Origin of the sequence: Paraflavitalea devenefica (genome assembly GCF_011759375.1) — a bacterium.
Taxonomy (GTDB): domain Bacteria; phylum Bacteroidota; class Bacteroidia; order Chitinophagales; family Chitinophagaceae; genus Paraflavitalea; species Paraflavitalea devenefica.
Map to the genome: position 1 here is coordinate 815,395 of NZ_JAARML010000002.1, position 21,073 is coordinate 836,467.

The window sequence follows — 21,073 nt, forward strand, 5'->3', positions numbered from 1 at the left end:
AATAAACGTTATATGGACGTGTGTAGATGTTTGAAAGCAATATATTTTAAAGCCAAGTGTTCACGACTACCAGTTGCCATGTTTTATGGCAATTTCGCTACCAATCCTTCCGGCAGCAAGCGCAGGATATTGTAAATGATCTTCCATTTGAAGCCGGGTACTATGGTAAAGCGGTTGGGCGGCTGTACAATGGTCTTTGCAATAAAGATGGGTTCCAGCATCAGGGATTGAGGAAGATCGAGGTGGGCAGTCATTTTGCTGCGGATATAACCGGCTACAATGGCATTGACCCTAATCTTGCGGGTGGAGAGATGTTGGCGCAGTCCGGCCAGGTAAGTAGTAAACGCAGCTTTGGTGCTGCCATATACAAAATTGCTTTTCCTGCCACGTACACCCGATAAGGAACTAAGGCCAATGATCCTTTCCAGGTGATGATTGGAGGCATCCATAGCAATGATGTTCAAAATAGATACCGCACCACAATAATGCACCTGCATCATTTGATAAGCGCCTTTCCAGTTCACCAACGCTTCCTCATTGGTAACCTGGAAGCCGGCGGCATACACAACGATGTGTGGCTTGGCCGGCAGGCTATCATAAAATGCCTGGTGTGTATCAAAGGCTACTGCATCAAAATGCCGAACCTGCACCTGTTCCCCGGCGGTAATATTGTCCCTGACAAAACGCTCCAGCTCACCGGTACTGCGGGAGGCGGCTACTACTGTATGGCCTTGCGCTACGTATAACTTTATAGCTTGTTTCGCCACATCGGAATTGGCGCCCAGGATGAGAATGTGCTTGCGTGCTGGTGTGTGCATGGGCGCAAAGATAATGTTCCGGCAGCTTGCGGCCGGGACCCTGAAAAACTCCCTGTTGCATTCATGACTTCTTTCCTATTTTTAGGGCTTGTACTAAAACAATTACAATGGGCAAGGTTATACGCTGGGGAATATTGGGTAGTGGACATATCGCTAAAAAATTTGCTGCCGATCTTATGCTGGTAAAAGATGCCCGGCTGGTGGCTGTGGGCTCCAGGAGCATGGTAAAAGCCACTGCTTTTGCAGACGCTTTCCCGGTAGATCATCAGCACGATAGTTATGAGGCGCTGGCAGCCGACCCCGAAGTGGATGTTATATACATTGCTACGCCGCATAGCCTGCATTATGAAAATGTTTTATTGTGCCTGCAGCATGGCAAGGCTGTATTGTGTGAGAAACCTTTTGCCCTCAACAGCCGGCAAACCAGGGCCATGATTGAGCTGGCGAGGGAAAAGAAAGTATTCCTGATGGAGGCCCTGTGGTCTGCCTTCCTGCCGCAGTACATCAAAGTGCAGGAGTTGCTGCGTGCAGGTAAATTGGGCACAGTAAAGAGTGTATTGGCCAGCTTTGGCTTCAGGCCCGGTACATCTCCCAACGCACGGCTGTATGATCCTGCATTAGGGGGTGGTTCGTTGCTGGATATTGGCATCTACAATGTTTTCATGGCTATGAGTGTGCTGGGCAGGCCGGATGTTATAGAAGCCAGTATGACGCCTGCGGCTACCGGGGTGGATGAACAATGTGCTGTATTGTTCAAATACAAGGATGGCGCCATGGCCCAGTTGTTCTCCACTTTTGCTACCGACCTGGCCACAGAAGCAGACATTTGCGGCACTGCAGGACGCCTGAAGCTGACTACCCGCTTTTTTGATACCGCTGCCCGTATCGAGTTTTACCCGGGCAGACTGGATACCCTTGAAGTGATAGAAGTACCCAAAGAAGAAGGTTTTGGCTACCAGTATGAAGCCAGGCATGTGAATGAATGCCTGCAAAAAGGGCTTACCGAAAGTCCTGTCAGGAGCCTGGATGATACACTGGCATTGATGGAGGTGCTGGATGCCATCCGGCAGGCGGCCGGAATAAAATATGCTGCTGATGAATAAGAATTACCTTTGACCAGTATTGAAGATTACATTGTAACAGTTAACAGAATATGATAAAGGTAGGGGAGTATAATACATTAAAAGTAATCCGGACAGTTGATTTTGGCGTGTACCTCGAAGATGGGGGCGATGGCATCCTGCTGCCCAAACGTTTTGTGCCACGGGGTACCAAAGAGGGAGATGAATTGGAGGTATTTGTGTACCATGATTCAGAGCAGCGGTTGATCGCCACCACGCAAAAACCTTTGGGGGTAGTAGGCGATATCGTGATGCTGGAAGTAGTATCTGTTACACCCCAGGGCGCCTTTATGGACTGGGGACTGATGAAAGACATCTTCGTTCCCAAATCCAAGCAACTGATGGGCATGCGGCCCGGTGGCAGGTACCTGGTGAAAATATACATTGATGAACAAACAGGCCGTGTGGCTGCCACGGAGAAACTGGAACCCTTTCTCAGTAATGAGGAACTTACCGTGAAGGAAATGGATATGGTTGACCTTACGGTATGGCGGCGTACGGATATTGGCTATGTGATGATCATTAACCACCGGCATACCGGTGTATTGCACTTCAATGAGATCTACCGCCACATTTCGGAAGGCTATGTTTTCAAAGGATATATCAAGCAAATCTCTGCGGATAATAAGATTGATGTGGTAATTGGCAAGCCCGGCTACCAGCGGGTGGAAGATGAGGCGACCAAAGTAATGCGCCTGCTGAAAGAAAACAATGGTTACCTGCCGTATAATGATAAGTCATCGCCCGATGAGATATACAGCTTCTTCGGTATGAGCAAGAAGACCTTTAAAATGACTACCGGTGGACTGTACAAACAACGCAAGATTGAGTTTACCTCCACCGGTATTAAAGCTACAGAAGGAGATTGATTATATTTTCTTAAATACCACGATCCCATTATGGCCGCCGAAGCCAAAGGTGTTGCTCATGGCTACATCCACCTTCTTTTCGATGGCCTTACCACTCACAATCTGCATCCAGCCAGGTATGGCAGGATCCGGATCAGTAAGATTGATCGTAGGCGGCACCAGGGAATTCTTAATGCTCAGGATAGCGGCAATAGCTTCTATGGCACCGGCGCCTCCCAGCAAATGTCCGGTCATAGACTTGGTGGCGCTGATGGATAAATTGTCTTTATCGGTAAACAAACGGGCAACGGCTGCTACTTCACTCAGGTCGCCTACAGGAGTAGACGTTGCATGCGTGTTGAGGTAGTCCACATCGCCAGTATTCAACTCCGCATCTTCCAGCGCGAATTTCATGGCCATATAGGCGCCCAGCCCTTCGGGGTGAGTGGCTGTCATGTGATAAGCATCGGCTGTCATGGCAGCGCCGGCCAGCTCTGCATGGATGGTGGCGCCTCTTTGTTTGGCATGCTCATATTCTTCCAGCACCAGGGCGCCGGCGCCTTCACCCATTACAAATCCATCCCTGTTCACATCAAAAGGACGCGAGGCCGCAGAAGGATCATCATTGCGGGTAGACAATGCTTTCATGGAACTGAACCCACCTATGGAGGCTTCGGTAATGGGCGCTTCTGAACCACCGGTGATCATCACTTTGGCTTTGCCCCAGCGGATATAATTAAAAGCATCCATGATCGCTGTATTGGAAGTGGCGCAGGCCGATACGGTGGCATAATTGATGCCCATTAACCCGTATTTCATGGAGATGAGCCCGGCTGCTATGTTCACAATGATCTTGGGACAGAAATAAGGACTGAAACGGGGTGTGAAATTGCCGGTTGCATATTCCTTCACCTGCTCTTCGAATGTTTGCATGCCGCCATTCCCGGAACCCCAGATAACGCCGGTGGCAAAAGGGTCCATCTTGCTGAAATCAATGCCGGCATCCTTGATTGCCTGGTCGGCTGCCACCAGGGCATATTGGGTAAAAGGGTCTGTTTTACGAATGTCTGCTTTGTCCAGGAAGTCAGCGGCGTTAAAGCCCTTGAGCTCACAGGCAAATTTCGTTTTGAAGAGCGTAGGATCGAAGCGGGTAATGCCTCCTGCGCCACTCTTTCCATCAAATAAATTACGGCCAAAGGTGGCCACATCATTGCCCAGGGGAGTAAGGGCGCCCAGGCCGGTAATCACGACTCTTTTCATAAATTAAACCACCTGTATTTTACAAGTGAATAGCGAATGTACAAAATAAGAAATAGATCTGTTGCCTGACTCTATTTCCGATAGATTTGTAATTATACGGCCGGTACATTATTTTCGTCTTTAACAGGTATCCCTAAGGTAGACCCCTAAAACGATTGATATGTACTTATCCTGCAAATTGATGGCTGTTGCTATATGTCTGCTCTGCACTTTAGCTGCCAATTCCCAACGTCATAAAGAAGACTTTTCCATTGTGCCGCCCGAGCAAAAAGTGGCCAATAGCCTGTACAATCATTGCCGGTTTATTGACGGCCGGAGGGATACTGCTGATATGGGCATCGTACAACTGGGCGCTTTTAACAGGAAGGCCAGGGTGCAGCCGGAGAAGCCCATTGGTCAGCAGGTACAAACTGTTTTTGACCAGCTTATTGATTCGTCTGCGAAAGAAGGGGAGTTCGTTTTTTTACTGCGCAACCTGAGCTTTGCCGAAGTGACGAAGGCCACCAGCGAAAAAGGCTATGTTTACCTGCGGGCAAATGCATTTGCCCAAACCGCTGAAGGGTACAAGCCTCTGGGCAGGATAGATACCGTTGTTTTGGTGAAGTCATTCGATGTTACCCGTGCTATGTTCAGGCGGGGAAGTAAAGCCATTACTGAGTTCATCGGCCAGCATATGGTGCAGACGCCTGACAGCGGACTATTGTATAACCTGGCAGAAGTAATGGCCCTGGACAGTTTGGAGAAGCGCCAGTTGCCTGTTTACAATACCGTTACTTATACAGAAGGGGTTTATAAAAGTTTTGCTGCTTTTTTACAACAACAACCGGAGATCACGAATGCAGCCATCAAGGTAAACAAAGAAGCTGTCCCTGCAACGGTGAAAATAATGAATGAAGCAGGTAAGCAGGAAAAGATAAAATCAAAAGAACTGTATGCACTGGTGTACCAGGGTAAACCTTATATCGCTACAGATTATGGGTATTACCCGCTGGAGAAAAAAGAGGATGATTTTTATTTTACAGGCAAGGCCAAAGTGAATGCCAATAGTGGTGATATTATGATGGCCAGCTTTTTCTTTGGTATCATTGGTGGGTTGCTGGCCTCTTCTGGCCACGATGCACTGTTTTATATGAAAGTTGACCATGTGGGAGGTGGCTTTGTGCGCATCAGGGAGATACCGGTGCCTGTACAGTAAGTACGGCAGAAAAGCATAATCTCGTTATATTTAGGGCATGATTAACCGCTACAGGCAATGTTTTTTGTGCCAGCTCTATTTCCATCCCTGTTGTTGGCTGATCTGTTTCCTGTCATGCTTTTTATCATTATCTACCCGCGCCCAGGATCTCTCTTACCGGCAATATACCATTAAAGATGGACTGCCCGGCGCTGTTGTATACCATAGTGTACAGGATAAAGACGGCTTTATCTGGTTTGCCACCAACCAGGGGGTAAGCCGTTTTGATGGCCGGTCTTTTAAAAACTTTACCAAAAAGGATGGGCTGCCTGATAACGATGTTTTCAAGCTGTATATTGACAAGCACAATACCATCTGGTTTATTTCATTATCCGGTGTGCCGGCTGTTTATTATAAGGGTGTTATCAGGAGTCTGAATTGCCAGGGCGTATCTTCTATTTCGGAAGATAAGGTGGCAGACTCCATATACCTGATAGGACGTTATGGAAAGAACAATGAACATTGGTACGGATATTATAAAGCCGCGAACGTGCCTGGTAAATGGGATTTTGTTAATTGTTTCAGGAAGGCGACCTATATAGAAGGGAGCTTTAACCTTCCTGTATTACGGGCTTCGGTTGCTGAAACCCGGTTTTATTACGCTGTAGTAAATCGTCAGCAAAGCGCACTCCATATAAAAACAACACATGGATATAAAATAAACTTGTTTGACCATGGCGACTTAATTGATCTTGCACCATTCAAGTCCCGGTCTTTCGTGTCAGTAATACCCGGTAAAAAGGCTATTGTATTTTATGACCTGAATTACTTGTATTATGCGGATTCCAATGGTATACAAACATTGCTTTCGTTGAAAAAAATAGGAGTCAATGTAAGCAGGGTCACAGATATGAATTATGTCTATTGTGAAAGTGATAGCATTTTATGGCTATGTGCGCGTGATAAAGGGCTTATAAAAGTGGCCGGTTTTATGAAACCGGAGAAGATCTGCCAGCGTTTCTTTCCCAATAGCTATTGTACCTCTATCCTCAAAGATGCGGAAGCAGGCTATTGGATAACTACCTATGAGGGAATCTATTACCTGCCCAATCTTAACTTTTATACCTTGTCAGACTATAAGGATATTGGAACAAAAGATGTCAGGTGTATAGACGCTTTTGACGACCAAACACTCATTGCCGGATTTACAGACGGGACTATTGCAAAAATTAATCATGCTACAGCAAAACCGGCGATTTTATCGACCTGGAGTTCCCAAAACAAATACAATCGTGTGTTGAATATTAAACGCCGGGGCAAGGAAATATTGGCTGTCACAGATGGTGGACTGTATGCTATTTCACCCAATGAGTCATATAAAAAAATACCCAAGGCTGTCGGTATCAAAGGATTTATAATAGAATCCGACTCTTCTTTTATTATCGCGTCAGCTACAGGCGTACATAAACTTAACCCGGGCACAGAAAAGGTAATAGATATTTATACAAACCGGGCCACCAGTATAACCGGTAGCCATGGGCAATACTTCTGGGGTTCATTGCAGGGCGTGTTCAGTTATACAGGCGATTCCGTGACCGGGCTGGGCAAATATTATCCTGCTTTATCAGGGATCATTAATTATCTAATCCTGTCGCCCGATACTGCTTTATGGGTCGCTACCCAGCAGGGAGTAGCTGTTCTTAAGCATAACGTTACTAATGTCATAAAAGAGGAAAACGGACTGCCAAGTAATAATTGTCGTCATGTTTTGGTGGAAAGTAACAGGGTCTGGGTGTCGACTGATAAAGGCATTGCCAGGATAAACTATCACTGGCAAGGGGAAAAGCTGGTGTATACGGTGTTGAATATTACAGAAAATGATGGTCTTATTTCGGATGATGTGAACCAGGTGGCAAAGGGAGGAGCTTATATCTGGGCTGCTACCAACCGGGGCATTTCTTTTTTTCCTGTGTCCTATAATGGATATTCCATGATACCTCCTTTCATCGCAATTAACAGTGTGAGGGCAGGAAACATCATGATGCCCTCATCGGATACCGTATACCTGGATTATCATAAAAATAACCTCACTGTTGAGATTTCCGGTGTTGCTTTCCACAATGCCAGGAACATGCATTATCAATACCGGTTAAACGGCGTAGACAGTACCTGGTATCCTGCCATCAATAATACGATCTCTTTTTCTGCTTTGCCTTATGGGGAGTATGTATTGGAGATCGGGGCTTTTAATAAAGAATGCAATTTGATAGGTGCTGCCAGGAAAATGGTCATCATTAATGAACCGCCCATCTGGAAATCCACCTGGTTTATGGTGCTTGCTTATATGGGCAGTATTTTATTAGTAGCGTTGTCCTTCTATCTATATTACCGCAGGCGGCAACGAAAGAAAGAACAACTCTATCAGGTAAACAAGAAGGTGCACGAGCTGGAGGTAATGGCTTTGCGGGCGCAGATGAACCCGCATTTCATTTTCAATTGTCTCAACTCGATACAGCATTATATTCTGCAGGCCGATGTGGTCAATGCCAACCTGTACCTGCACCGGTTTTCCCTGCTCATCCGGAAAATATTGCAATTGAGCCCTTCTTCTACGATCTCCCTGCGGGAAGAGATTGAAATGCTGGAATTGTACCTTGAACTGGAACAGATGCGCCTGGAAGACCGGATGCAATACCGGATTAAGATGTCCGGTAACCTGAATCCCGATGATATTTTTATTCCTTCCATGATCATCCAGCCTTATGTTGAGAACGCCATTAAACATGGCATTGCTCCCCTGCGCGACAGGAAAGGAATGATCACTGTTGAGTTCAGCCTAAACGGCGATAACCTGGAATGTTTCATTGAAGATAATGGCATCGGCATCAATACGGCTTTGCAGCATAAGCATGCCGGGAACTACCAGCATATTTCGATGGGCAGTAATATTACAGAAAGCCGTATCCAGGCCATCAACAGCATCCGGGAAAATAAGATTATACTGCACATTACCGACAGGCAAACGATGAATGCATCAACCACAGGTACCCTTGTTCAAATAATATTTCCAGGCCAAAATGAATAACCATGCGTATTAAAACCGTTATCATTGAAGACGAAGAAAAAAGCTTATCGGTGTTAACCGGACTTATCAAACGGCTGGCTGATGACCTGGACATTACAGGTTCTGCCGGTCATGTGCAGGAAGCTGTACAATTATTGGAAGAGACAGAGCCCGACCTGGTATTTATGGATGTGCGTATTGCCGATGGCACCAGTTTTGATGTGCTGCGGAAATTGTCGTACCGCAATTTTGCATTGATCATTGTTACGGCCTATGATAGCTATGCACTGGATGCTATCCGGTTCTCTGCCATTGATTATTTGCTGAAACCTATAGGCATTCCCCCTTTTGAGGAAGCGCTTGGGAGGGCCAGGAAAATGCTTTCCCTGAAAGTACGCCACCATACCATAGAAACATTATTGCACAATGTAGGACAGCAGGGAGGACAGGATAAGAAAATAAGTATTCCCACTATTAACGGGTATGAGTTCGTACCACTTAATGACATCATCTGGTGCCAGTCAGAAGGATCTTATACCATCTTCTACCTGGTTGGTAAATCAAAGGTTGTTTCCTCCCGTAATATTGGTTTTTATGAAGACCTGTTGAATAACCACAATTGCTGCCGTATTCATCATGGCACTATTATCCATATGCGTCACCTGAAAAGCTACCGGAAAGGAAAAGCGGGCTCTGTGATTATGTCGGATGGTACTGAATTGGAGATCGCACAGCGCCGTAAAAATCTCTTTCTCGAGAAGCTTCCCCTTTTAGAGTAGGTCTTTAGGGCAGCACTTATTGCCTGTACGCTATCAATTATTGGTAACTGGCTGCAGTTATCAAATAGAGCTATCGTGCGTATTCTTTGCGATTAAATTGCTGTCAAATCAAAACCATTTTTATGAACAAGCATCTCACAACCTTATTCTTTGGTTCTCTATTGCTGTTGACATTTTCCTGCAAAAAAAGCGACCTGGCCGCTCCCCAGGCAGCAGAAGCCGCCCGTGAAACACCTACAAAGAATGCAAACAGATCAGTAACGCAAGGCCGTTTTAACGGTACGTATGTTGATACCTGGCACTATAGCACGCCTCAATTGTATATTTTTAAGGACAGCCTGTACGCACGTTATGATATTTTGACCAACACCTTCATGGGTACCAATACGATCGCTGCCGGTTACGCCGGTGTTCCGTTTGCTACCATTGATGCCGCTTATGTGGATACCTGGCATTACAGCACACCCCAGTTGTACCTGTTCAGCGGCAATCAGTATGCCCGTTATGATATTTTAACCAACACCTTTATGGGGACCGGTCCGCTCTCCGCTTATACTGGCGTGCCCTTTAGCTCCATCGATGCGGCTTATGTGGATACCTGGCACTATAGCACACCCCAGCTATACCTGTTCAAGGGCAGCCAGTATGCCCGTTATGATATTCTAACCAACACGTTTATGGGGACCAATTCGATCGCTGCCGGTTATGCTGGTGTTCCCTTTAGCTCCATCGATGCCACTTACGTGGATACCTGGCACTATAGTACGCCTCAATTATACCTGTTCAGCGGCAATGATTATGCCCGCTACGATATATTGTCCAATACCTTTATGGGGACCAATTCGATCTCCGCTGGTTATGCGGGTGTTCCGTTTTAGTGTATAGATATAAACGTTCAGGCATAAAAAAGACCGTCTCAATTACTTTTGAGGCGGTCTTTTTTTATTTTTAACCCATTGGTTGTTACCCATTAACTACCCCATATAGTAAAATATTCCATCATTTCAGTAAGACCTGACATTGGCTGCCGGGCCATGTGCTGCTAACTTCATTGTGCCGGAAAACGGGCGTTTTGCAGCCCTTTGGAGCCGGCATGTACGGCTAAACGATTGCATTCATTTAAACACCTTTTCGTACACACCCCAATATGTTCCTGAAAAAATACTTTGAAGCGTTTGAAATTGGTGAGCTGCGTAAAACCTTTGGCAGAACCATTACTGAAACTGATATCGTATTGCATGCCGGTCAGTCCGGCGATTTCTTTCCGCACCACATGGATGAAGAGTGGTGCAAAACCCAGCCCTTTAAAAAAAGGATCGCGCATGGCACCCTCATCTTTACCGTAGCTATCGGGCTCACGGCGCAGGTGATCAATGAAGTGTCTATGACCTATGGTTACGAGCGGCTCCGTTTTACGCGGCCTGTTTTTATTGGTGATACCATTACTGCAAGGGTCTCCATCAAAGCCAAAGGCGATCACAAGAAGCCGGCTTATGGACTGGTGACGGAACTGGTAGAAGTATTCAACCAGCACAATGAGCTGGTGATGGTTTGTGAGCATCTATTATTGGTAGAAAAAGAAGTAAAATAAACAGTATGGCAAGGAAAACGCTGAAAGGTATTACATGGGCGCACAGCCGGGGTATTACCCCCTTACTGGCGGCCGCACAGCGTTATAATGAACTATTCCCGGATACGGAGATTGTGTGGGAGAAAAGAAGCCTGCAACATTTTGCTGATTATCCTTTGGAAAAACTCACTGGTCATTATGACCTGTTGATCATTGACCATCCCTGGGTGGGCTGCGCTGCTGCTACCGGTTGTGTGCTGCCACTGGATGAGTACCTCTCCAAAGACTATCTCGATGAGCAGGCCCGCCATAGCGTAGGGCTTTCCCATGTCAGTTATAACTATGAAGGCCACCAATGGGCGCTGGCCATAGATGCTGCTACACCAGCCGCCAGCTACCGGGCCGACCTGCTGGCCGCTCATGGTGTACCGGTACCGCAAACCTGGCAGGAAGTAATTGCCCTGGCGGCAAAGGGCAGGGTAGCTGTACCGGCCATTCCTATTGACCTGCTCATGAACTTTTATACCTTCTGCATCGCCTGTGGACAGGTTCCCTTTCAGCAGGAGGATGCAGTGATTGATAAAGCCACCGGCCTGCAGGCGTTGGCCGTGATGCAGCAACTGTACAGCCAGGTGAACCCGGTGTTTTTCTCCAGTAATCCCATTGCCGTAGCTGAGCTGATGAGCCGTACCCATGATTACTGGTACTGCCCGTTTGCCTACTGCTACTCCAACTATGCCCGTACCGGCTATGCCAATCACTTATTGCAGTATACCGATGTGGTGCAATTCGGGCTGGGGGAGAAACTGCGTACGACCATTGGGGGAACAGGTCTGGCGGTATCGGCATTCAGTGAGCACCGGGAGGAGGCCATCCGCTTTGCGGAAATGACCGTATCCCCTTCCTGGCAATCGACCCTATATGTGCAGCATGGGGGACAGCCGGGGCATTTACTGGCCTGGCAGGATGAACAGGCCAACCAGCTTACAAACCGGTTCTTCCGGAATGTGCTGCCCGCGATGCAACGGGGCTATATGCGGCCGCGCTATAACGGTTACCTGTATTTCCAGGACCACGCGGGTGATCCTTTGCATCAATACCTCCGGGAGGGTGGCAACCCTGTATCCGTACTGGAATCCATGAATAAACTGTACAGGCAAAGCCTGGCTCAACATGAAACCGTGGCAATATGAAAATACTTCCCTTAGAGGGGCTGATCGTGCTTGAACTGAGTCAATACCTTTCCGGACCTTCTGCCGGATTAAGGCTGGCCGACCTGGGCGCCCGGGTGATCAAAATAGAACGTCCCCAGGGGGGCGACGCCTGCCGCAAGCTATCTATCAAAAACCTGTGGGCAGATGATAATTCCCTGTTGTTCCATACCATCAACCGCAATAAAGAAAGCTTTACGGCCGATCTCCGCAAACAGGAAGACCTGGAACTGGTAAAGCGGCTGATACAAAAAGCAGATGTCATCACCCATAACTTCAGGCCGGGTGTTATGCAACGCATCGGGCTGGATTATAAAGGGGTTCAACAGATCAATCCCCGTATTGTGTATGGGGAAATCACTGGTTATGGCACTGCCGGCCCCTGGAAGGATAAACCCGGACAGGACCTGCTGGTGCAATCGCTGGCAGGATTGATGTATACCACCGGCAATGATGAAAGTGATCCCGTGCCTTTTGGATTGTCCATTGCCGATAGTCTCTGCGGGGCTCAATTGGTGCAGGGCATCCTGGCGGCGCTCATCAGGCGGCATAAAACAGGAAAAGGCGCACTGGTGGAGATCAGCTTGCTGGAGTCCCTGCTGGATTTCCAGTTTGAGCTGCTTACGACGTATCATAACGGCGGACTGCTGCCCAGGCGCAGCAGCGTTAATAACGGGCATCCTTTATTAAGCGCGCCTTATGGCCTGTATGCTACGGCCAATGGCTTTATTGCCATTGCTATGGCCGATCTTACTACCCTGGCTACAGCCCTGCATTGTACAGCACTTTCCCGTTATACAGCAGCGCATGCTTTTGTGAACAGGGATGAGATCAAACAGATCATCTCTTCCCATTTACTGCAGCACAGCTCGCAGGTATGGCTGGCCAAACTGCATGAACATCATTTGTGGGCCATTGAAGTGCTGGACTGGAAGAAGCTGACCAGTCATACCGGCTACCAGAGCCTGCACATGGAACAATCCATTTATGCAGCCAACCACAAAGAGATACGCACTACCCGTTGCCCTATCCGTATCAATGGTAAAATATTAACTTCCGGAAAAGCGGCGCCTGCACTGGGAGCGCATAATGAGGAAATTACCAATAACTTACTCAACGAAAACTGACACATGCAATTATTGCAGGATATTATAGTGCTTGATTTCAGCCAGTTCCTCTCGGGCCCTTCCGCGGCACTGAGACTGGCCGATATGGGTGCGCAGGTGATCAAGATTGAAAAACCAGGTACCGGCGATATCTGCCGTAACCTCTATGTATCGGATGTGATGATGGAAGGGGAGTCTACCATCTTTCATGCCATCAACCGCAACAAACAGAGTTATGCTGCCGATCTCAAGAACGCGGAAGACCTGGAGAAAGTAAAACTATTGATCGCAAAGGCCGATGTGATGATGCACAATTTCAGGCCGGGTGTGATGGAAAGGATAGGGCTGGATTATGAGACGGTAAAGCGCTTCAATCCCTCTATCATTTATGCAGAGGTAAATGGCTATGGAGCAGAAGGACCCTGGAACCACCTGCCGGGACAGGACCTGTTGTTGCAGGCCGTTTCGGGACTTACCTGGCTTAGCAATAATGACAATGAAAACCCTACTCCGATGGGAGTGGCCGTGGTAGATATTTTTGCCGGCACTCATATAGCACAGGGCATACTGGCCTGTCTTTACCGCCGTACCATCAGTGGCGAAGGCGCCCTGGTACAGGTAAGTATGCTGGAAAGCATTCTTGATTTCCAGTTTGAAGTACTGACTGCTTACTACAATGATGGCCGGCAGTTGCCGGTACGCAGCGCGGTGAATGCAGCGCATGCATACATCGCGGCGCCTTATGGCGTATACAAAACAGCCGATGGTTATCTTTCACTGGCTATGGGTAATATCCTTACATTGGCCGGCCTGCTGGGTTGTAAACCCCTGGAGCAGTTTGCCGATCCGCAGGATTGGTTTACCCGCCGGGATGAGATCAAGTCGCTGCTGGCAGCTCATTTATTGACTCAAACAACAGCTCATTGGCTGGGCATACTGGAACCTGCTGATATATGGTGCGCCCGCGTATTGAACTATGAAGAGCTGATGCAGGAAGAAGGGTACAGGGTATTGAACATGGAAATGGTGGTGAAAACCAGCAATGGTTTGTCTGTCACCACTACCCGTTGCCCGCTGCGGATTGATGGGCACATATTATCTTCTGATATAGGAGCGCCTGTATTGGGCGAGCACAATGAAGAAATAGAACGGCAATTTGGCCTGGCGCAGGAAGCCCTGAATGTGTGAGTGTTTGAAGCGACTACTGGCTACATTGCATTATATTGCCATATGAACATTATAGACACGCATATTCATATCTGGAATTTTACCAAAGCCCGGTACCAATGGCTGGAGCATAATACCACCCTGCTCAACAGGCAGTATGAAATAGACGAATTAGCCCCTGCCCGTGTGGAAGCCGGTATTACCGGTGGCGTGTTGGTGCAGGCGGCCAACAATACAGAAGATACCGATTACATGCTGGAAACAGCGGTGGCCACTCCCTGGTTGCAGGGCGTGGTAGGCTGGTTGCCGCTCACCGATCCGGCCCGCACACAACAACTACTGCAGGAGAAATACGCCGCTAACCCTTACTTCAAAGGTGTACGTCACCTCATACATGATGAGCCCGATGCGCAATGGTTGTTGCAGCCGGCGGTTATTGACAGCCTGCGTATACTGGCTGCCCATCATATCGTATATGATGTAGTGGGCGTAAAACCGGAGCACATAGAAACAGTCCTGGAAGTAGCAGAGCGGGTACCGGAACTGTCCATGATCTTTGATCATTGCAACCAGCCGCCTATTGCCACGGGGGAACGATATGGCCGGTGGGGCGTATTGATGAAAGCGGCGGCAGCGCATCCGAAGTTTCATGTTAAAATATCCGGACTGGGCGTCACGGCACAAAAAGGAGCTGGTTGGACAGGCGATGATATAGCGCCTTATGTAGCTTTTGTACTGGAGCATTTTGGGGAAGACCGTGCCTGCGGCGGCGGCGATTGGCCGGTATGCCTGCTGGCAGGGGCTTATGTAGATGCCTGGAAAAATTATAAGGAAGTATTAACGCAATTATTGGATGCGGAGGGGCAAAAGAAAGTATTTTATAAAAATGCTGAAAGGTTTTATAAGTTGAATCAATAACCGCAAACGCTTCTGGATGCTGAATTCAGGATGCTGTATGCTAATATTATACTATGGAAGTATTAACCGGTGTCATGTATCATTCAGTAGGGGCTTCCAGCGCTGCCTTGTGTTATACGCCCCAGAAAAAGGTGAAGGGCTGGTCGTGGCAAACCTATTGGCTGGCGCAGGCGCTGGTGTGCTGGCTGCTGATGCCGGTGCTGGTAGCCTGGCTCACCATTCCGCAGTTATCGGCCGTATTGAAAGAGGCTCCAACCGATGCCCTTTGGAAAACCTTTGTATTGGGCATGGCCTATGGCATTGGCGGTACGGCTTTCGGTATGGCCATCCGGTATGTGGGCTTTTCATTGACCTATGCTATTGCCGTTGGTATTTCCTGTGTGCTGGGCACGCTGATACCGCCGATTATAGGAGGAGAATACAACAATTTTTTCTCCTCCAAAGGTGCAGAATGGATCATTGCCGGCATTGTACTGGGAGCGGCAGGCATTGCCATCTGTGGCGTGGCAGGGCGCGGTAAAGAGAAAGACCTGAAAGAAGCACCTGCTTCCAAAACCGGGTTCTCACTGGCAAAAGGATTACCCCTTTGCCTGCTCGCCGGCATCTTATCGGCGTTCTATGGATTCTCGCTCGATCGGGGCAGACCCATAGCAGTCATTGCTGCACGTTATGGGGCTGGCAATTTCCAGGGCAACGCAGTGTATATATTTTCCAACGCCGGCGCATTTCTTACCACCTTGCTATATTGTATTTACCTGCACATCAAAGAAAAAACATTTAAAGAGTATACTACTGTACCCATGCGGGGACAGTCTTCTTCCTTGTTCCTGAATTTCATCATGGCAGCCCTCACCGGCATACTGTGGTATGGCCAGTTCTTCTTTTATGGATTGGGGCATGTGCGCATGGGTAGTTATAGTTTCAGCAGTTGGGCCATACACATGATCATGCTGGTGCTGTTCAGTTCGGTTGCCGGCTTATTATTGAAAGAATGGAGAAACACCAGCAGGGATACCAGGCTAAAACTGTCAATAGCATTGGTGGTGTTGACGGCAGCAGTGATCGTGATTACTTATGGCAACCGCCTCGGGGGGAGGCAATTTTAACCAAAATCAGCGTAATGCAAAGCAACAGGTCATCCATACCAGTTTACATGATTGGCGCCGGTGGTATTGTCAACGATGCACACCTGCCTGCTTATCAACTGGCAGGATATACCGTAGCGGGTATCTATGATATGGATACTGCTAAAGCGCAGGCTACGGCTGCACGCTTTGGTATTGCGGCTGTATACAATGAACTGCCCGCCATGGTGCTGGCCGCCGGTGATACCGGCATTTTTGACATCGCTGTGCCGGCCGATCACCTGACTGCTGTATTGCAGGTATTACCTGCCAATGCCCGGGTGCTCATGCAAAAACCCATGGGCATGGATTATGCGCAGGCAACCGAAATACTGTCCATTACCCGTACCAAGAAAATGACGGCTGCCGTAAACTTCCAGTTACGCTATGCGCCTTTTATCACGGCGGCACGTAAACTGATTGATGACGGTGTGATCGGTGAGCTCTGTGACATAGAAGTGAATGTCAATGTGCATACGCCCTGGGACCTGTGGAAATTCCTTTATGAATCACCGCGTGTGGAAATACTGTACCACAGCATCCATTATATTGATCTCATACGCTGGTTGGCAGGTAATCCTGTGGGGGTATTTGCCAAAACAGTAAAGCATCCGCTCATGCATGAGCTGGCTTCCGTGCGCAGCAATATTATCATGGACTATGGCGAACTGCTGCGGGCCAATATACTTACCAATCATTGTCATATTTATGGTTTACAACACCAGCATTCCTATATAAAGCTGGAAGGCACCAAAGGCGCTATACGCATTACCATGGGGGTGTTGATGAATTACCCGCAGGGCGTGGCGGATCAATTTGAATATGTGGTATTGGAGGAAGGTAAAGCGCCCGCCTGGAAAACACTTCCCTTACAGGGTTCCTGGTTTCCCCATGCCTTTATCGGCAGTATGCAGCAGGTGATGGATGTGGCGCAGGGAATAAAGTCAGCACCCGATAATAGCGTAGAAGATGTTATTGACACCATGGCTTGTGTGGAAGCAGCTTACCTGTCTGAAGGTCGTCACCGTATTTTATTAAAGGACATCTGCAAATAATTGAATAATGACGAAACGATCTGTTTGTTTGCTGGCGATGCTGGTGATCATAGCGAATGCCATCAATGCCCAGGCTCAAAAAGATAAGGTAGTAATTGTTCGTACTACCATGTCACCCAGAATAGAATATGGGGCAAAACAGTTGAGCGATGTATTGCAGGTGGCTGGTTATGGGGCTCCTGCCCAAAAGCACAATGCAACAAAAAATGGACCGGTGCATAGGATTGTTGCGGGTGTTATTACAGAGGATACCATAAAGGCTTTCGGTAAACAGTTCCAGATAGACTTTACAGCGATCGGTAAAGAAGGGTTTGTGATCAAACGGGAGGGCAATATTACCCTTATTGCCGGTGGTGATGCTTCCGGTGTTTTGTATGGCTGCCTGGAACTGGCTGAACAGGTACGACAATTAAAAGCATTGCCGGCCGACATTCATATCAGCGATAAACCCCAAATGGTATTGCGGGGTACTTGTATAGGCATTCAGAAGCCTTATTACCTGCCCGGCAGAACGGTGTATGAATATCCTTATACGCCCGAAACCTTTCCCTGGCTGTATGATAAACAATTGTGGCTGCAATACCTCGACACGCTGGCGGCTAACCGCTACAACTCCTTATACCTCTGGAATGGCCATCCCTTTGCTTCCTTGGTACGGCTGAAAGATTATCCGTATGCCGTGGAGGTGGATGATGCTACCTTTAAAAAGAATGAAGAGATGTACCGCTTTCTGACTACTGAAGCGGACAAGCGTGGTATCTGGGTGATCCAGATGTTCTACAACATCATTGTATCAAAACCTTTCGCAGAGAAGCACGGTATTAAAACACAGGACAGGGAGCGCCCCATCATGCCGCTCATTGCCGATTATACCCGTAAGTCTATTGCTGCCTTTGTGGAGAAATACCCGAATGTAGGGTTGCTGGTTTGCCTCGGAGAGGCCATGGAAGGCGTAGGCAGGGATGACATAGAGTGGTTTACCAAGACCATCATTCCTGGTGTGCGGGATGGTCTGCAGGCATTGGGCCGGAAAGATGAGCCGCCGATCGTATTGCGGGCGCATGATACGGATGCCCCGGCGGTGATGAAGGAAGCATTGCCCTTGTATAAGAATTTATATACCGAGGCAAAATACAACGGTGAAGCATTGACCACTTATACGCCAAGAGGCCCCTGGGCCGAACTGCACCGCACCCTCAGCCGCATTGGCACCGTACAGATAGAGAACGTGCATATATTGGCCAACCTGGAACCTTTTCGCTATGGCTCGGCCAACTTTATACAAAAAAGCGTACAGGCCATGCATGCCGTTTATGAAGCCAATGGCCTGCATTTATATCCGCAGGCTTCCTACTGGGACTGGCCTTATGCAGCCGACAGTGCACAACCTAAATTATTACAGGTAGAGCGTGACTGGCTCTGGTATCGCGAATGGGCGCGTTATGCCTGGAATAGTAACCGCGACCGTACACAGGAAATCAATTATTGGGCGGGCTTGCTGGCCGGCCGTTATGGTTGTTCTATTAACGACGGTAAAAAAATATTGGAAGCGTATGAAGAATCAGGGGAGATCGCTCCCAAACTATTGCGCCGCTTCGGCATCACAGATGGCAACCGGCAAACGCTTACGCTCGGCATGACCATGCCGCAACTGGTGAATCCTAACCGGTTTGGCTTGTTTACTCTGCTGTACAATTCAGAAGGACCGGAAGGGGAGATGTTGTCGGAATATGCCGCCAAAGAATGGCAGCGTCAGCCACATACGGGCGAAACACCGGTGCAGGTAATGGCAGAAGTAAAAGTGCATGGACAAAAAGCGCTGGATGCCATCTCAGCCGTAGAGCAACATATTACCCGCAACAAAGAAGATTTCCTCCAATTGAAAAATGACATGCTTTGTTACCAGGCGCTGGCCAATCATTATGCCTGGAAAGCGCAGGCTGCGCTGGATGCACTGCGTTACAAATACAGTAACCAGTTGACCGACCTGGAGAAAGTAGTAGCCCCGCTGGAGCAAAGCGTGCAGTGGTATAGAAAACTGACTGATTATACCAAGGGCACTTACCGCTATGCCAACAGTATGCAAACGCAGCAGCGCAAGATCCCTTTTCGCGGTGTGAATGCTACTTATAAGAACTGGTGGGAAATATTGCCCGAATTTGAAAAAGAGTTGAGCCAGTTGAAAAAGCGTATTGATTCGCTGGGCGCTGCAAAGGCGAATACCACTACAGCAGTGAATGCAGCGCTCAAACCGGCAACAGTAACACGCACCAGCAATACCTATTCATCACCTTACCAGCTTATGAAAGGCGCGCGGCCTTTTGCCGACAGTACTTATGTTATTACGAACATGGCGCCTGAATTGCAGGGCTTATCGGGCATCACCACCCGTTGGAACGCACAGGCGCAGCGGGGTTCCCATATTATCTTCTACACGGCCCGGCCGGCGAAATTATTGGTGGGCTTCTTCCAAACCAAAGCGCCCGGTTTTCTCCCGGCGCCTGAACTGGAAACCAACGCCACCGCCAATGATTATGGGCAGGCCGACGTAAAGATTGCCAATGCATTGATCCTGGAGGGGCTGCCTCCCGTGAATATTCATACCTATAGTTTTAAAGCAGGTACTCATTCCCTGAGCCTGGCCAAAGGCGCCTGCCTGCTCCTGGGTTTTATTGACGACAAGGAGCCATTACGGGTATATGATGCCGCTTTGCAGGCGGCGGATGGAAAAAAGGAGGTGGATTGGATATTTGAGTGAGTTTCTGCCCAAAATGCCCATAATAGATTGATCATAATAGTGTTATACTTCTTTAAAAGTTCTGTCATCCTTGTACCATCTATGTGTTAAGTGCGCTTTAACCTACGAGGATGACACAAGGTTGGAACTAGGATGACAGAAGGATTATCGGATGTCTGTTATATTAGTTTATTTGCTAATTTTAAAGTAAATAAACATGGCGCGCTACGACACCATACCACCGGTAACGGGTACCATTGGTCCCATCTGCATCTATAAGATGTATGGGAGGTACTTTTTGCGTTCCCGTAGCTCGCTCACCGGTGATCGGGTGAAGAAAGATCCCGCTTTCCGCAAAACGATGCAATATGCCGCCCTGCTGGCCAAGGCTTCCCGCATCGGTTCAGCGGTGTATGCTTTAGTGCCGGCAGAACGAAAAGAGCATGCACTTTATCGCAAGCTTACTGGTGAAGCCATGACCTGGCTGAAGTACCAGTGGAAGGAAGAAGACATCATCGCTTACCTGGCCAAACAATACACTGGTAAAGAAATACCTGCGCAGGAACCTGCCGTAACGATACTGAAAGCGCCGCACCGCCGCCGCTCACGGCGCATCAGGCGTACAATACTTGATTTGCTGGAAACAAAACCGGCAAAGAAACTATCCCACCACTTGCTTGACTGGCGAGACCGGGACCGGGCCTACCGGCGACGGTACAATGAAACGATTGCTACTTATCCCTGGGGAGAGTATGTAATGACGTAATGGTGGCGAAAAAATCCTGCTGATCAAGCAGCAAACCCAAATTTTGGTTGTCTTCACTATAGTTCCCTTCAGACTGGGATGGGTAGTTGCTTCAGTGAAAGAAATAAGTGCGTCTGTTGGCGGCGTTCGTTTTTTTAATATATTTACTTTCCGGTTGAATACAGCCTTCGTTGTTGACATGCATCAATGAGATTGCTGTTATACCCAATACTCCATTTACCTTATCTATTCTTGCTATACCCGCTGTCTTGCATACGTTCTTACCGATTGCTTGCTATTTGATATTTGTCAACTATCTGCCGCATTTGTAGGCGGCCGGATGTTGCATCAATGATTTTACTGCTTATTAACGATT

At 48.1% G+C, this 21,073-nt stretch carries 17 protein-coding genes; 15 read left to right on the forward strand and 2 right to left on the reverse strand.

Features of this window, described 5'->3' with window-relative positions; all coding sequences use genetic code 11:
- Positions 1-83: 83 nt before the first annotated feature.
- Positions 84-818 (reverse strand): SDR family NAD(P)-dependent oxidoreductase, encoded by a 735-nt coding sequence (locus HB364_RS12910; protein WP_167288386.1) that lies wholly within the window; start codon positions 816-818, stop codon positions 84-86.
- Between the two features lie 107 nt (positions 819-925).
- On the opposite strand from HB364_RS12910, the gene HB364_RS12915 reads away from it, so the two are divergent.
- Both HB364_RS12915 and HB364_RS12920 read left to right on the forward strand, forming a co-directional pair.
- Positions 926-1,921 carry a Gfo/Idh/MocA family protein gene (locus HB364_RS12915; RefSeq protein ID WP_167288387.1) on the forward strand — a complete coding sequence of 332 codons (996 nt, stop codon included), beginning with the start codon at positions 926-928 and terminating at the stop codon, positions 1,919-1,921.
- A 50-nt stretch (positions 1,922-1,971) separates the two neighbouring features.
- Positions 1,972-2,808 (forward strand): CvfB family protein, encoded by an 837-nt coding sequence (locus tag HB364_RS12920; RefSeq protein ID WP_167288388.1) that lies wholly within the window; start codon positions 1,972-1,974, stop codon positions 2,806-2,808.
- Here HB364_RS12920 and fabF read toward each other — a convergent pair whose 3' ends face one another.
- Positions 2,809-4,047 (reverse strand): beta-ketoacyl-ACP synthase II, encoded by a 1,239-nt coding sequence (fabF, locus tag HB364_RS12925; RefSeq protein ID WP_167288389.1) that lies wholly within the window; start codon positions 4,045-4,047, stop codon positions 2,809-2,811. It lies immediately after the preceding gene.
- Between the two features lie 160 nt (positions 4,048-4,207).
- Here fabF and HB364_RS12930 point away from each other — a divergent pair, with 160 nt between their 5' ends.
- From HB364_RS12930 to HB364_RS12990, 13 genes are all read left to right on the forward strand, one after another.
- The gene (locus HB364_RS12930; protein WP_167288390.1) at positions 4,208-5,242 is read left to right on the forward strand and encodes a hypothetical protein; all 1,035 of its coding nucleotides are present in this window, start codon (positions 4,208-4,210) and stop codon (positions 5,240-5,242) included.
- Between the two features lie 37 nt (positions 5,243-5,279).
- Positions 5,280-8,306, forward strand: coding sequence for a sensor histidine kinase (locus HB364_RS12935; RefSeq protein WP_167288391.1), 3,027 nt, complete (start codon positions 5,280-5,282; stop codon positions 8,304-8,306).
- 2 nt (positions 8,307-8,308) lie between these two features.
- On the forward strand, positions 8,309-9,064 hold the full coding sequence (locus HB364_RS12940; RefSeq protein WP_167288392.1) for a LytR/AlgR family response regulator transcription factor: 756 nt from the start codon (positions 8,309-8,311) through the stop codon (positions 9,062-9,064).
- 122 nt (positions 9,065-9,186) lie between these two features.
- On the forward strand, positions 9,187-9,942 hold the full coding sequence (locus HB364_RS12945; protein ID WP_167288393.1) for a hypothetical protein: 756 nt from the start codon (positions 9,187-9,189) through the stop codon (positions 9,940-9,942).
- 269 nt (positions 9,943-10,211) lie between these two features.
- On the forward strand, positions 10,212-10,655 hold the full coding sequence (locus tag HB364_RS12950) for a MaoC family dehydratase (RefSeq protein WP_167288394.1): 444 nt from the start codon (positions 10,212-10,214) through the stop codon (positions 10,653-10,655).
- A gap of 5 nt (positions 10,656-10,660) precedes the next feature.
- Positions 10,661-11,827: an ABC transporter substrate-binding protein gene (locus HB364_RS12955; protein WP_167288395.1), complete on the forward strand. Its 1,167-nt coding sequence runs from the start codon at positions 10,661-10,663 to the stop codon at positions 11,825-11,827.
- Positions 11,824-12,972, forward strand: a complete 1,149-nt coding sequence (locus tag HB364_RS12960; RefSeq protein ID WP_167288396.1) for a CaiB/BaiF CoA transferase family protein — start codon at positions 11,824-11,826, stop codon at positions 12,970-12,972. Before HB364_RS12955 ends, HB364_RS12960 begins: the two co-directional genes overlap by 4 nt.
- Before the next feature lie 3 nt (positions 12,973-12,975).
- Entirely contained in the window at positions 12,976-14,139 is a 1,164-nt protein-coding gene (locus HB364_RS12965) for a CaiB/BaiF CoA transferase family protein (protein ID WP_167288397.1), read from the forward strand.
- Between the two features lie 42 nt (positions 14,140-14,181).
- On the forward strand, positions 14,182-15,036 hold the full coding sequence (locus tag HB364_RS12970; RefSeq protein WP_167288398.1) for an amidohydrolase family protein: 855 nt from the start codon (positions 14,182-14,184) through the stop codon (positions 15,034-15,036).
- A 53-nt stretch (positions 15,037-15,089) separates the two neighbouring features.
- Positions 15,090-16,142, forward strand: coding sequence for an L-rhamnose/proton symporter RhaT (locus tag HB364_RS12975; RefSeq protein ID WP_167288399.1), 1,053 nt, complete (start codon positions 15,090-15,092; stop codon positions 16,140-16,142).
- A 14-nt stretch (positions 16,143-16,156) separates the two neighbouring features.
- The gene (locus tag HB364_RS12980; RefSeq protein ID WP_167288400.1) at positions 16,157-17,215 is read left to right on the forward strand and encodes a Gfo/Idh/MocA family protein; all 1,059 of its coding nucleotides are present in this window, start codon (positions 16,157-16,159) and stop codon (positions 17,213-17,215) included.
- Positions 17,216-17,222: 7 nt separating this feature from the next.
- Positions 17,223-19,973, forward strand: coding sequence for an alpha-d-galacturonidase (locus HB364_RS12985; protein ID WP_167288401.1), 2,751 nt, complete (start codon positions 17,223-17,225; stop codon positions 19,971-19,973).
- Positions 19,974-20,169: 196 nt separating this feature from the next.
- Positions 20,170-20,718, forward strand: coding sequence for a hypothetical protein (locus HB364_RS12990; RefSeq protein ID WP_167288402.1), 549 nt, complete (start codon positions 20,170-20,172; stop codon positions 20,716-20,718).
- Positions 20,719-21,073: the final 355 nt, after the last annotated feature.